11 protein-coding genes are annotated in these 12,782 nt (G+C 59.9%); all 11 read right to left on the bottom strand.

Translation table 11 applies throughout. The features are described 5' to 3' along the window. Window positions 1–106: 106 nt before the first annotated feature. The 11 genes from AB7M29_RS11605 to flhA all read right to left on the bottom strand — a co-directional run bounded on the left by AB7M29_RS11605 (window position 107) and on the right by flhA (window position 12,583). Window positions 107–895 carry a ParA family protein gene (locus AB7M29_RS11605; protein WP_052966787.1) on the bottom strand — a complete coding sequence of 263 codons (789 nt, stop codon included), beginning with the start codon at window positions 893–895 and terminating at the stop codon, window positions 107–109. A gap of 43 nt (window positions 896–938) precedes the next feature. Next, complete coding sequence (motD, locus tag AB7M29_RS11600) at window positions 939–1,832, bottom strand: flagellar motor protein MotD (protein ID WP_052966788.1); 894 nt, start codon at window positions 1,830–1,832, stop codon at window positions 939–941. A 15-nt stretch (window positions 1,833–1,847) separates the two neighbouring features. Then, the gene (locus AB7M29_RS11595) at window positions 1,848–2,588 is read right to left on the bottom strand and encodes a flagellar motor protein (protein WP_008072647.1); all 741 of its coding nucleotides are present in this window, start codon (window positions 2,586–2,588) and stop codon (window positions 1,848–1,850) included. Next, on the bottom strand, window positions 2,588–3,724 hold the full coding sequence (locus AB7M29_RS11590; RefSeq protein ID WP_454246885.1) for a protein-glutamate methylesterase/protein-glutamine glutaminase: 1,137 nt from the start codon (window positions 3,722–3,724) through the stop codon (window positions 2,588–2,590). The genes AB7M29_RS11595 and AB7M29_RS11590 overlap by 1 nt, the downstream gene beginning before the upstream one ends. 49 nt (window positions 3,725–3,773) lie before the next feature. Further along, window positions 3,774–6,020 carry a chemotaxis protein CheA gene (locus tag AB7M29_RS11585; RefSeq protein ID WP_454246884.1) on the bottom strand — a complete coding sequence of 749 codons (2,247 nt, stop codon included), beginning with the start codon at window positions 6,018–6,020 and terminating at the stop codon, window positions 3,774–3,776. Between the two features lie 53 nt (window positions 6,021–6,073). Beyond that, on the bottom strand, window positions 6,074–6,862 hold the full coding sequence (locus tag AB7M29_RS11580; RefSeq protein ID WP_217858102.1) for a protein phosphatase CheZ: 789 nt from the start codon (window positions 6,860–6,862) through the stop codon (window positions 6,074–6,076). A gap of 30 nt (window positions 6,863–6,892) precedes the next feature. Next, complete coding sequence (locus tag AB7M29_RS11575) at window positions 6,893–7,264, bottom strand: chemotaxis response regulator CheY (protein WP_008072643.1); 372 nt, start codon at window positions 7,262–7,264, stop codon at window positions 6,893–6,895. A 168-nt stretch (window positions 7,265–7,432) separates the two neighbouring features. After that, window positions 7,433–8,173 carry an RNA polymerase sigma factor FliA gene (gene fliA / locus AB7M29_RS11570; RefSeq protein WP_007894214.1) on the bottom strand — a complete coding sequence of 247 codons (741 nt, stop codon included), beginning with the start codon at window positions 8,171–8,173 and terminating at the stop codon, window positions 7,433–7,435. Continuing rightward, window positions 8,170–9,000 (bottom strand): flagellar synthesis regulator FleN, encoded by an 831-nt coding sequence (fleN, locus tag AB7M29_RS11565; RefSeq protein ID WP_003222917.1) that lies wholly within the window; start codon window positions 8,998–9,000, stop codon window positions 8,170–8,172. Before fleN ends, fliA begins: the two co-directional genes overlap by 4 nt. A 116-nt stretch (window positions 9,001–9,116) precedes the next feature. After that, complete coding sequence (flhF, locus tag AB7M29_RS11560; protein WP_454246883.1) at window positions 9,117–10,442, bottom strand: flagellar biosynthesis protein FlhF; 1,326 nt, start codon at window positions 10,440–10,442, stop codon at window positions 9,117–9,119. A gap of 11 nt (window positions 10,443–10,453) precedes the next feature. Beyond that, window positions 10,454–12,583, bottom strand: a complete 2,130-nt coding sequence (flhA, locus tag AB7M29_RS11555) for a flagellar biosynthesis protein FlhA (protein WP_454246882.1) — start codon at window positions 12,581–12,583, stop codon at window positions 10,454–10,456. Between the last annotated feature and the right edge of the window lie 199 nt (window positions 12,584–12,782).

The raw sequence follows: 12,782 nt of genomic DNA, 5'->3' as shown, positions 1-12,782 counted from the left end.
CGCAGGCGCTGCCGAAGGCTGCGATCTTTTGGCGGATTCGAAGATGTCACAAAGCAAGATCAAAAGATCGCAGCCTGCGGCAGCTCCTACAGGGATTGAGTTCATCTCACGCCACCTGCGGAACAAGTTGCGCCGCCAGCAGATGCTTGAGCAGTGCACGGTAAGCAAGAACGCCACGGCTCTTGCCGTCGAATTGCGATGGCGTCAGCCCTGCTCGGCTAGCGTCACGCAAGCGGGTGTCGATCGGGATGTAGCCTTGCCAGATTTCTTCCGGGTACTTGTCGCGCAGCACGCGAAGGGTGCCGAGAGACGCCTGGGTACGACGGTCGAAAAGGGTCGGCACAATGCTGAACGGCAGCGCCTGTTTACGCGAGCGGTTGATCATCGCCAGGGTATTGACCATGCGTTCCAGGCCTTTGACCGCCAAGTGTTCGGTCTGCACCGGGATCACCAGCTGCTGGCTCGCCGCCAAGGCATTGACCATCAGTACGCCGAGCAACGGCGGGCTGTCGATTACGGCGTAATCGAAGTCCTGCCAAAGTTGCGCCAGGCTCTTGGCGATCACCAGGCCCAAACCACTCTGGCCCGGCGACTGGCGCTCAAGGGTTGCCAGCGCGGTACTCGATGGCAACAGGGAAATGCGTTCGTCACTGGTGGGCATCAGCAACTGACCGGGCAAGCCTTGCGGCACATTGCCCTTGTGCAAAAACAGGTCGTAGCTGCTGTGTTCCAGGCTGTCGGGGTCGTAACCGAAGTAGCTGGTCATGGAGCCGTGGGGGTCGAGATCGACCACAACCACGCGCTTGCCCGCCTCAGCCAGCAAACCGGCTAAAGCGATGGAGGAAGTGGTTTTACCGACACCACCCTTTTGATTGGCGACTGCCCAGACTCTCATTCGGATTGTTCCTCCCGGTCGAAAAGATCGACCGAGAAATAGCTCAACGTATTAATGCGGGTGACGGAGAATTGACGGCGCTCTCTCGTCCCGGCGACTTGACCGGAGCCGGTGCAGTTTGTGTGCCAGCCCGCTTCAACGCGGCATCCGGTTGTGCATTGGCCGTTCCGGTACCAGTGAGGCTGCGGCGTACATCGAGATTTCGTGAAACCACCAACACCACCCGACGGTTACGCGCTCGGCCTTCGGCGGTGGCGTTATTGGCCACCGGCTGGAACTCGCCATAACCTACCGACGCCAGCCGACCGGGGTTCACGCCCTGCATCGCCAGCATGCGCACGATGCTCGCCGAACGGGCCGAGGACAGCTCCCAATTGGTCGGGTATTGCGCGGTGCGGATCGGTTGATCGTCGGTGAAGCCTTCAACGTGGATCGGGTTGTCGAACGGCCTGAGGATCGCGGCGACCTTGTCGATGATGTTGAACGCGATGTCGCTGGGCATCGCATCGCCGCTGCCGAACAACAGGCTGGAATTGAGCTCGATCTCGACCCATAACTCATTGCCGCGCACGGTCATCTGGTTGGAGCTGATCAAGTCGCCGAATGCTGCGCTGATGTCATCGGCAATGCTTTTGAGCGGATCATTGGCGGCCTGGGCGATGCCGGCGTCGATCTGTTCGCTGTCCTTGACCAGCGGCTTGGCCGGGGTCACGGTCTTCGGTCGCTCGTCACCAATCGGGATCGGCTTGAGGGCTCGATCGGAATCGGTAAACACCCCGATCAGCGCCTCGGAAATGACCTTGTACTTGCCTTCGTTGATCGAAGAAATCGAGTACATCACCACGAAGAAAGCGAACAGCAACGTAATGAAGTCGGCGTAGGAAACGAGCCAGCGTTCATGGTTTACGTGTTCTTCAGGTTGCCGGCGACGAGCCATGGTCCATTTCCCCCATCAATCCATGAAGCCCTGAAGCTTCAATTCGATAGAGCGAGGGTTTTCACCTTCGGCGATCGACAGAATGCCTTCCAGCAACATCTCGCGATATCGCGACTGCCGCAACGCGATGGACTTGAGCTTGGCGGCAACCGGCAGCAATATCAGGTTGGCACTGGCCACGCCATAGATGGTGGCGACGAAGGCAACAGCAATGCCGCTGCCTAGTTGCGACGGATCGGCCAGGTTGCCCATGACGTGGATCAGGCCCATCACCGCACCGATGATGCCGATGGTCGGCGCGTAGCCGCCCATGCTTTCAAAGACTTTGGCGGCTTCGATGTCGCGGCTTTCCTGGGTGTAGAAATCCACTTCCAGAATGCTGCGAATCGCTTCCGGCTCGGCGCCGTCCACCAGCAGTTGCAGGCCTTTTCGTGAGTAGCTGTCGGGTTCGGCGTCGGCCACTCCTTCCAGACCGAGCAAACCTTCCTTGCGAGCGGTCAGACTCCAATTCACTACGCGATCGATGCCGCCGGCCAGGTCCACGCGCGGTGGAAACAGGATCCAGGCGAGAATCTGCATGGCGCGCTTGAAGGCACTCATCGGCGATTGCAGTAGCGCCGCACCGACGGTCCCGCCTAGTACGATCAACGCTGCCGGGCCGTTGGCCAACGCGCCGAGGTGACCACCTTCAAGGTAGTTGCCGCCAATGATGGCGACGAACGCCATGATGATCCCGATAAGACTGAGTACATCCATCAGAGACACGCCTCGACCAGGTGTCGGCCGATATCGTCCAGGCTGTAGACCGCGTCCGCGAGCTCGGCTTTGACGATCGCCATTGGCATGCCGTAGATCACGCAGCTGGCTTCGTCCTGAGCCCAGATCGCACTGCCGCCCTGCTTGAGCAGACGCGCGCCTTCACGACCGTCGGCGCCCATGCCGGTCAGTACCACCGCCAGAACTTTGTCGCCGTAGGATTTGGCCGCGGAGCCGAAGGTGATGTCCACGCACGGCTTGTAGTTCAGACGTTCGTCGCCCGGCAGGATTTTCACCGCGCCACGGCCGTCGATCATCATTTGTTTGCCGCCCGGGGCCAGCAGCGCCAGGCCCGGACGCAGGATGTCGCCATCCTCGGCTTCCTTGACGCTGATGCGGCACAGCTTGTCCAGACGTTCGGCGAAGGCCTTGGTGAAGGCTGCCGGCATGTGCTGGATCAACACGATCGGTGCCGGGAAGTTGGCCGGCAACTGCGTCAGCACCCGTTGCAGGGCAACCGGGCCACCGGTGGAGGTACCGATGGCGACCAGTTTGTAAGCTTTGCGTTTCGGCGCTGGAGACGATGGAGTCGCTGCATGGGTGCGAGCCGGAATCGGCGCCGGAGCCGGTGCCGAACGCGCCGGCGCACTGCTGCCGTAGCTGCTGACGCTCGAAGGCGCAGGCGTCGGGGCTGGCGCAGCTACCGGCGCCGGGGCGCTGTAGGCGCTGACACGACGGTTACTGCGCGAGATGCTGAGAATCTTTTCGCACAGCAGTTGCTTGACCTTCTCCGGGTTACGGGAGATGTCTTCGAAATTCTTCGGCAGGAAGTCCACCGCGCCGGCGTCCAGCGCATCGAGGGTGACCCGCGCGCCTTCGTGAGTCAGCGAGGAGAACATCAACACCGGGGTCGGGCAGCGCTGCATGATGTGCCGCACTGCCGTGATGCCATCCATCATCGGCATCTCGTAGTCCATGGTGATCACGTCTGGCTTGAGGGCCAGAGCCTGATCGATCGCCTCTTTTCCGTTGGTCGCCGTACCGACGACCTGGATATTCGAATCCGCTGAAAGAATTTCCGAGACGCGGCGGCGGAAAAACCCCGAATCGTCCACCACCAGGACTTTGACTGCCATAAACACTCCGTTAGACGGGGCGAGGCTCAGTCGCCCCGCTCCCCCAGAATCAAATACGCCGTGCGGCGTAACGCTTGAGCATGCTCGGAACATCGAGAATCAGCGCAATGCGGCCGTCACCGGTGATGGTGGCGCCGGACATGCCGGGGGTTCCCTGGAGCATTTTGCCCAATGGCTTGATGACCACTTCTTCCTGGCCCACGAGTTGATCGACGACGAAGCCGATCCGCTGAGTGCCCACCGAAAGGATCACCACATGGCCTTCGCGCTGCTCTTCGTGAGCGGCGGAACTGACCAGCCAGCGCTTGAGGTAGAACAGAGGCAGCGCCTTGTCCCGCACGATCACCACTTCCTGGCCGTCCACCACGTTGGTGCGCGACAGGTCGAGGTGGAAGATCTCGTTGACGTTCACCAGCGGGAACGCGAACGCCTGGTTGCCGAGCATGACCATCAGCGTCGGCATGATCGCCAGGGTCAACGGGACCTTGATGACGATCTTCGAGCCCTTGCCCTTGGTCGAGTAGATATTGATGGTGCCGTTGAGCTGGGCGATTTTGGTTTTCACCACGTCCATGCCCACGCCGCGCCCGGAGACGTCGGAGATTTCGGTCTTGGTCGAGAAGCCCGGAGCGAAAATCAGGTTGAAGCAATCGGTCTCGCTGAGACGGTCCGCCGCATCCTTGTCCATCAGGCCTTTCTTCACGGCGATACCGCGCAGAACATCAGCGTCCATGCCTTTGCCGTCATCGGAGATGGACAACAGGATGTGGTCGCCTTCCTGTTCAGCGGACAGGATCACTTTGCCGCTGCGAGGTTTACCCATCGCTTCGCGCTCGGCCGGCTCTTCGATACCGTGGTCGACCGAGTTACGCACCAAGTGGACCAGCGGGTCGGCCAGGGCCTCGACGAGGTTCTTGTCGAGGTCGGTTTCTTCGCCGACCAGCTCCAGGTTGATCTCTTTCTTGAGCTGGCGAGCCAGGTCGCGAACCAGACGCGGGAAGCGCCCGAAAACTTTCTTGATCGGTTGCATCCGGGTCTTCATGACCGCGGTTTGCAGGTCGGCCGTGACCACGTCGAGGTTCGACACGGCCTTGGACATGGCTTCGTCGCCGCTGTTGAGGCCCAGACGGACCAGGCGGTTACGCACCAGTACCAACTCGCCGACCATGTTCATGATTTCGTCGAGACGCGCGGTATCGACCCGCACCGTGGTCTCGGCTTCGCTGGCCGGTTTTTCCGGTGGCGGCGCAGCCGGGGCACGGGCAGGAGCCGGTGCAGCAGCCGCAGCAGGCTTGGGCGCTTGGGCTTGTGGTTCAGGTGCTTTGGCAACAGGTGCCGGCGCCGCAGCCTTGACGACTGGGGTTGCTACCGCGGAAGCAACAGAACCGGTGCCCACTTCAGTGAACTTGCCCTTGCCATGCAATTCGTCGAGCAGCGATTCGAACTCATGATCCGAGATCAGATCGCTGCCGGCCGCTTTAGCAGTTGGCGCAGCCGGGGCCGGGGCCGAAGCAATCGCCGACTCCAGCGCATCGACCGCAAAGTTGCCTTTGCCGTGCAGCTGATCGAGCAGTGCTTCGAACTCGTCGTCGGTGATGTCGGAGCTGTCGCCTGCCGCTTTCGGGGCAGCCGGTGCGGCGGGCGCCGCGACCACTGCATCGGGGGCGAACTGGCCTTTGCCGTGCAGTTGATCGAGCAACGACTCGAACTCGGCATCGGTGATTTCGTCGCTAGCCGCCGCATCGGCGGCAGGCGGCGAAGCAACCACGGGAGCCTCGGCCTGAGCCTTGACGGCATTCAGCGAGTCCAGCAGCTGTTCGAATTCGTTATCGGTGATGTCACCTGATTCGCTTTCGGCGGCAGGTGCCTGCACCACTTCAGCGACAGGTGCCGCTTCATCGGCGGTTTGCGGCTCGGCCAAACGGGCCAACGCTGCAAGCAATTCAGGCGTGGCAGCCGTGATCGGGCTGCGTTCGCGGACTTCGCTGAACATGCCGTTCACCGCGTCCAGTGCCTCGAGAACCACGTCCATCAGTTCCGAGTCGACGCGTCGTTCACCCTTGCGCAGAATGTCGAACACGTTCTCGGCGATGTGACAGCACTCCACCAGCTCGTTGAGCTGGAGGAAGCCGGCGCCCCCTTTTACAGTGTGAAAACCGCGAAAAATTGCATTGAGCAAATCCGCATCATCCGGTCGGCTTTCAAGCTCGACCAGCTGTTCGGACAGTTGCTCTAGAATCTCGCCGGCCTCAACCAGGAAATCCTGAAGGATCTCTTCATCGGCGCCGAAGCTCATTAAGGGGGTGCTCCTGAGGTCTAAAAACCTAAAAAACCTAAAATACTAAAACTCTAAAATCCTAGGCTGGATAACAAATCGTCCACATCGTCCTGACCGGACACAACGTCTTCTCTTTTATCGGCATGAATCTGCGGACCTTCACCCTGAGAGAGATGTTTTTGCGGATCTTTTTCAGCAAGCATCGCTTCACGGTCATGTTCGATACCCGCAAAGCGGTCGACCTGACTGGCCATGAGCACGAGCTTGAGCAGGTTGCTTTCAACGTCGGTGACCAATTGGGTCACGCGCTTGATCACCTGACCGGTGAGGTCCTGGTAATCCTGGGCCAGCAGAATGTCGTTGAGGTTGCTCGACACGACGCGGTTGTCTTCGCTGCTGCGTGTCAGGAAACCGTCAACCCGCCGGGCCAGTTCGCGGAACTCTTCAGCCCCGACTTCGCGGCGCATGAACCGACCCCAATCCGTGCTCAGCGCCTGAGCTTCGTCGCTCAGGCTGTTGATCAGCGGCGTGGCGTTTTCCACCAGGTCCATGGTGCGGTTGGCCGCGGCCTCGGTCAGCTTGACCACATAACCCAGGCGCTCGGTGGCATCCGTAATCTGAGACACTTCCTCGGCTTGCGGCATGTGCGGGTCAATCTGAAAATTGACGATCGCGCTATGCAGCTCGCGAGTGAGCTTGCCCACTTCCTGGTACAGGCCGCGGTCACGGGTCTGGTTGAGCTCATGGATCAGTTGCACAGCGTCGCCGAACCTGCCTTTTTCAAGGCTTTCGACCAGTTCGACCGCGTGTTTTTTCAGGGTCGACTCAAAATCGCCCTGTGAAGATTCGTTATGCTCCATAGCTCCCCCGTGACGGACTGGCTTTGCACATCAACCGATGCGTTCGAAGATCTTTTCAATCTTGTCTTTCAACGCTTGAGCCGTGAATGGCTTGACCACATAGCCGTTCACACCCGCCTGAGCGGCTTCGATGATTTGCTCGCGCTTGGCTTCGGCCGTGACCATCAACACCGGCAGGTGTTTGAGTTTTTCATCGGCACGCACGTGGCGCAGCAGATCAATACCGGTCATGCCGGGCATGTTCCAGTCCGTTACCAGAAAGTCGATGCTCCCGCTGTTGAGGACCGGAATCGCGGTAATACCGTCATCCGCCTCGACCGTGTTGGTGAACCCAAGGTCACGCAACAGGTTTTTTATGATCCGCCGCATCGTTGAGAAGTCATCAACGATGAGGATTTTCATATTCTTGTCCAATTCGACCTCCAAGCAGTCTTAAAACGCGCGCAGCACCTGAACGCGCCGTTCAATCAATTCGGCGTAACACTCAACAGTTGTATGGATTACAACGGGCCGTGACGGGTGCAGCAAAATGCCGTACCAACCTCGTTCGCAGTGTCCCCACACTGCCTGTCAGCGCGCTCGCCACTCCCCCAAACGCCCCCGCAAACGGGCCGCGCACTGGCTGTGTAACTGGCTGACCCGCGATTCGCTGACCCCCAGGACCTCACCGATTTCCTTGAGATTCAACTCTTCGTCGTAGTACAGCGCCAACACCAGTCGCTCACGCTCCGGCAAATTGGCAATCGCGTCCGCCAGCGCCGCCTGGAAGCGTTCATCTTCCAGATCGCGTGACGGCTCGAGATGAGCACTGGCGCCATCCTCGTGCAGCCCTTCGTGTTCGCCGTCCTGCAACAGATCGTCGAAACTGAATAACCGGCTGCCCAGGGTGTCGTTCAAAATCCCGTAATAATCGTCGAGACTCAATTGGAGTTCGGCCGCAACTTCGTGATCTTTAGCGTCACGGCCGGTTTTAGCTTCAATCGAGCGAATCGCGTCGCTGACCATGCGGGTATTGCGGTGAACCGAACGTGGCGCCCAGTCCCCCTTGCGCACTTCATCGAGCATCGCGCCGCGGATTCGAATGCCCGCGTACGTCTCGAAACTCGCGCCTTTGCTGGCGTCGTATTTGGTTGATACTTCAAGCAGGCCGATCATCCCGGCCTGGATCAAGTCTTCGACCTGGACACTGGCCGGCAAACGCGCCAGCAAGTGGTAGGCAATGCGTTTGACCAGTGGCGCGTAACGCTCGATCAGCTCGTACTGCGCGTCACGTGCCGACTTCTTGTAGAGGTTGTAGCCACTGGCTGTCATAGGACGGGTCCTGCCGTTTGTTGCACGAGGCGCTCGACGAAAAACTCCAGATGCCCGCGAGGGTTGGCCGGCAGTGGCCAGGTATCGACCTTCTGCGCAATGGCCTTGAACGCCAGGGCGCACTTGGAGCGCGGGAAGGCTTCGTAGACGGCACGCTGCTTCTGCACGGCCTTGCGCACGCTTTCGTCGTAAGGCACCGCACCGACGTATTGCAAGGCGACGTCGAGGAAACGATCCGTGACCTTGGTCAACTTGGCGAACAGGTTGCGGCCTTCCTGCGGGCTCTGCGCCATGTTGGCCAGGACGCGGAAACGATTCATGCCGTAGTCGCGGTTAAGCAGTTTGATCAGCGCGTAGGCGTCAGTGATGGAGGTCGGCTCGTCGCACACCACCAGCAAGACTTCTTGCGCTGCGCGGACGAAACTGACTACCGAATCTCCAATGCCCGCAGCGGTGTCGATCACCAATACGTCGAGGTTGTCGCCGATGTCGCTGAAGGCCTGGATCAGGCCGGCATGCTGGGCCGGGCTCAGATGAACCATGCTCTGGGTGCCGGACGCAGCCGGGACGATGCGGATCCCGCCAGGCCCCTGCAACAGCACGTCACGCAGCTCACAGCGGCCTTCGATCACGTCGGCCAGGGTACGTTTGGGTGTCAGCCCCAGCAGGACGTCGACGTTCGCCAGCCCCAGATCGGCATCCAGCAGCATGACGCGCCGGCCGAGCTCAGCTAGAGCCAGGGACAAGTTCACTGACACGTTAGTCTTCCCGACGCCACCTTTGCCGCCGGTCACCGCGATCACCTGTACGGGATGCATGCTGCCCATGTTATTTCTTTACCTTGTCTTACTTAGACGGAGGCCACATTACTGGCTGCGCGTTCACAAACTGAACAATGCATGGCAGACCATCGATGTAGGTACAAAAACTGTTCATTAATACCTCAGCCAACCCGCTTGGTCGGACTGTGGTAAAGGTCAGCGAACATGTCAGCCATGGCTTCTTCGCTGGGTTCTTCCTGCATTTGCACGCTAACGGCGCGACTGACCAACTGATGACGACGCGGCAGATGCAAATCATCCGGGATCCGCGGGCCATCGGTCAGGTAAGCCACCGGCAGTTCATGACTGATGGCCAGGCTCAACACCTCGCCCAAGCTTGCCGTTTCATCCAGTTTAGTCAGGATGCAGCCGGCAAGGCCGCAACGTTTGTAACTGTGATAAGCAGCGGTTAGAACCTGTTTCTGGCTAGTGGTTGCCAAGACCAGATAATTTTTTGATTTGATGCCGCGTCCGGCCAGGCTTTCGAGCTGCATGCGCAGTGCCGGATCGCTGGCCTGCAGGCCGGCGGTATCGATCAGCACCACGCGTTTGCGCAGCAAAGGCTCCAGCGCCTGCACCAGCGATTGGCCCGGGTCGACATGAGTCACTGACACATTGAGGATGCGGCCCAGAGTCTTGAGCTGTTCCTGAGCACCAATGCGGTAGCTGTCCATGCTCACCAGCGCGATGTTTTGCGCGCCGTACTTGAGCACATAACGCGCGGCGAGTTTGGCCAGCGTGGTGGTCTTGCCCATACCGGCTGGGCCGACCATGGCAATCACACCGCCCTCTTCCAATGGCTCGACTTCCGGGGTGGCAATCATCCGTGCCAGGTGCGCGAGCAACATGCGCCAGGCCTGACGGGGTTCTTCAATATCGGTAATCAGTGCCAGCAGATCGCGCGACAACGGGCCGGACAGGCCGATGCGTTGCAAGCGACGCCAGAGGTTGGCCTGGGCTGGACGGCTGCCTTGCAATTGATTCCAGGCCAGCGAGCCGAGTTGAACTTCCATCAGTTCACGCAGGCTGTTGAGTTCGAAACGCATCGAGTCGAATGCACGCGGGTCGACGCCGGTCGCTGCGACAGGCGCAGGTGCCAGGCGCCGAGGTTCGGCCAATGTCGGTTCGATCAGCGGCTCGGCGGCGGTCAATGGCAGGCCGGCGAACAATTGGCGATTGGTGGCTTTGTCGCTCTCGCCATCGCTACGCAGGCTCAATTCGGCCTGGGCGGTGACGATCCGCGACTGGGTCTTGCGCAGCTCGTCCTCGAGTTCCATATTCGGAACACGCGGGGCCAGCGCCGACAATTTGTAATCCAGGGCAGCCGTTAGCTCGACACCGCCGGCGATCCGGCGATTGCCAATGATGGCGGCATCGGCGCCCAGCTCATCACGAACCAGTTTCATGGCCTGACGCATATCGGCGGCGAAAAAACGCTTAACTTGCATAAACCACTACCTCAGCCGTTGGGCCCTACTGTCGCAACGATGGTCACTTGCTTGTTGTCAGGGATTTCCTGGTAAGCCAACACATGCAAACCCGGGACTGCCAGTCGGCCAAATCGCGAGAGCATCGCGCGAACCGGACCGGCCACCAGCAGAATCACCGGTTGACCTTGCATTTCCTGACGCTGCGCCGCTTCGATCAACGAGCGTTGCAGTTTCTCTGCCATGCTTGGCTCCAGCAGAACACCCTCTTCCGAGCCTTGTCCTGCCTTCTGAAGACTATTGAGCAATATTTGTTCCAACCTTGGCTCCAAGGTGATCACAGGCAGCTCCGACTCAGTACCTACAATGCTTTGCACGATTGCACGGGATACGCCGACGCGCACCGCGGCCACCAAAGCGGCAGTATCTTGACTCTTGGCGGCGTTGTTCGCGATGGCTTCGGCGATGCTGCGAATGTCCCGTACCGGCACCTGTTCGGCCAGCAACGCCTGCAAGACTTTGAGCAACTGCGACAGCGAAACCACCCCCGGCACCAACTCCTCGGCCAGTTTCGGTGAGCTTTTGGCCAGCAATTGCATGAGTTGTTGGACTTCTTCGTGGCCAATCAGCTCGCTGGAATGCTTGTACAAAATCTGGTTCAAATGCGTTGCCACTACCGTACTGGCATCCACCACGGTGTAGCCGAGGGATTGCGCCTGGGCCCGCTGGCTGATTTCGATCCAGACCGCCTCCAGACCAAAAGCCGGATCTTTGGCGGTAATGCCGTTGAGCGTGCCGTAGACCTGCCCCGGGTTGATCGCCAGTTCGCGGTCCGGGTAAATCTCGGCCTCGGCCAGGATCACGCCCATCAGGGTCAGGCGATAAGCGCTGGGCGCCAGGTCGAGGTTGTCACGGATATGCACGGTCGGCATCAGGAAGCCCAGGTCCTGGGAGAGCTTTTTACGCACACCCTTGATCCGCGCCAGCAACTGACCACCCTGGTTGCGATCCACCAGCGGAATCAGGCGGTAACCGACTTCCAGGCCGATCATGTCGATCGGGGTCACGTCATCCCAGCCAAGCTCCTTGGTTTCCTGGGCGCGGGCCGGCGATGGCAGCAGTTCCTGCTGACGCTTGACCTCTTGCAGGGCCTGAACCTTGACCGCGTTCTGCTTCTTCCAGAACAGGTAAGCGCCACCGGCCGCCAACGCTGCCATGCTCAAAAAGGAGAAGTGCGGCATGCCCGGCACCAGGCCCATCACCGCCATCAAGCCAGCGGCCACCGCCAAGGCTTTCGGCGAGGCGAACATCTGACGATTGATCTGCTTACCCATGTCTTCTGAACCGGAAGCACGGGTCACCATGATCGCAGCGGCGGTCGACAACAGCAGTGATGGCAATTGCGCCACCAAACCGTCACCGATGGTCAACAAGGCATACACCCGACCGGCATCGCCAAAGGTCATGCCGTGCTGGAAGATACCGACCGCCATGCCGCCGATCAGGTTGATGAACAGAATCAGCAGGCCGGCGATTGCGTCACCGCGCACGAACTTGCTGGCACCGTCCATCGAGCCGTAGAACTCGGCTTCCTGGGCCACTTCCATCCGGCGCAGTTTCGCCTGGTTCTGATCGATCAGGCCGGCGTTCAAGTCGGCGTCGATCGCCATCTGTTTGCCGGGCATCGCATCGAGGGTGAAGCGCGCGCTCACCTCGGAAATCCGCCCGGCGCCCTTGGTTACCACGACGAAGTTGATGATCATCAAAATCGCGAAGACCACGATACCAACCACGTAGTTACCGCCGATCACCACTTCACCGAAGGCCTGGATCACCTTACCGGCGGCGGCGTGGCCGTCCTGACCGTGGAGCATCACCACCCGTGTCGAGGCCACGTTCAGCGCCAGTCGCAGCAACGTCGCCACCAACAGAATGGTCGGGAACACCGCAAAATCCAGCGGCCGCAAAGCGTACACGCAGACCAGCAACACCACGATGGACAAGGCAATGTTGAACGTGAAAAACACGTCCAGCAGGAACGGCGGCACCGGCAACATCATCATGGCCAGCATGACCAGCAGCAACAGCGGCACACCCAGATTGCCCCGACTGAGGTCGGCAACGTTTGTGCGTGCAGTGTTGAATAACTGAGAGCGATCCACCGGTTTTCCCCGTTCCTTTAAAGCAAACTTTTGACGCCTGAAGCAGGCGCAGGGCGGCTATTGCAAGAAGCCTTCCAACTTTTGCCGGGGCTTGAAATAGAGGTCTGTTTCGGGGATTTGTATTGCCTGAACCGACGCCTTCGCGGGCAAGTCGGAACGCCGCCCGCGAAGAGGCCAGCATTGCCAACACAACTAACAG

It is taken from the genome of Pseudomonas sp. F-14 TE3623 (assembly GCF_053629015.1).
The sequence above is the reverse complement of the archived record's forward strand: the minus strand, read 5'-3'. Positions and strand labels throughout refer to the sequence as shown.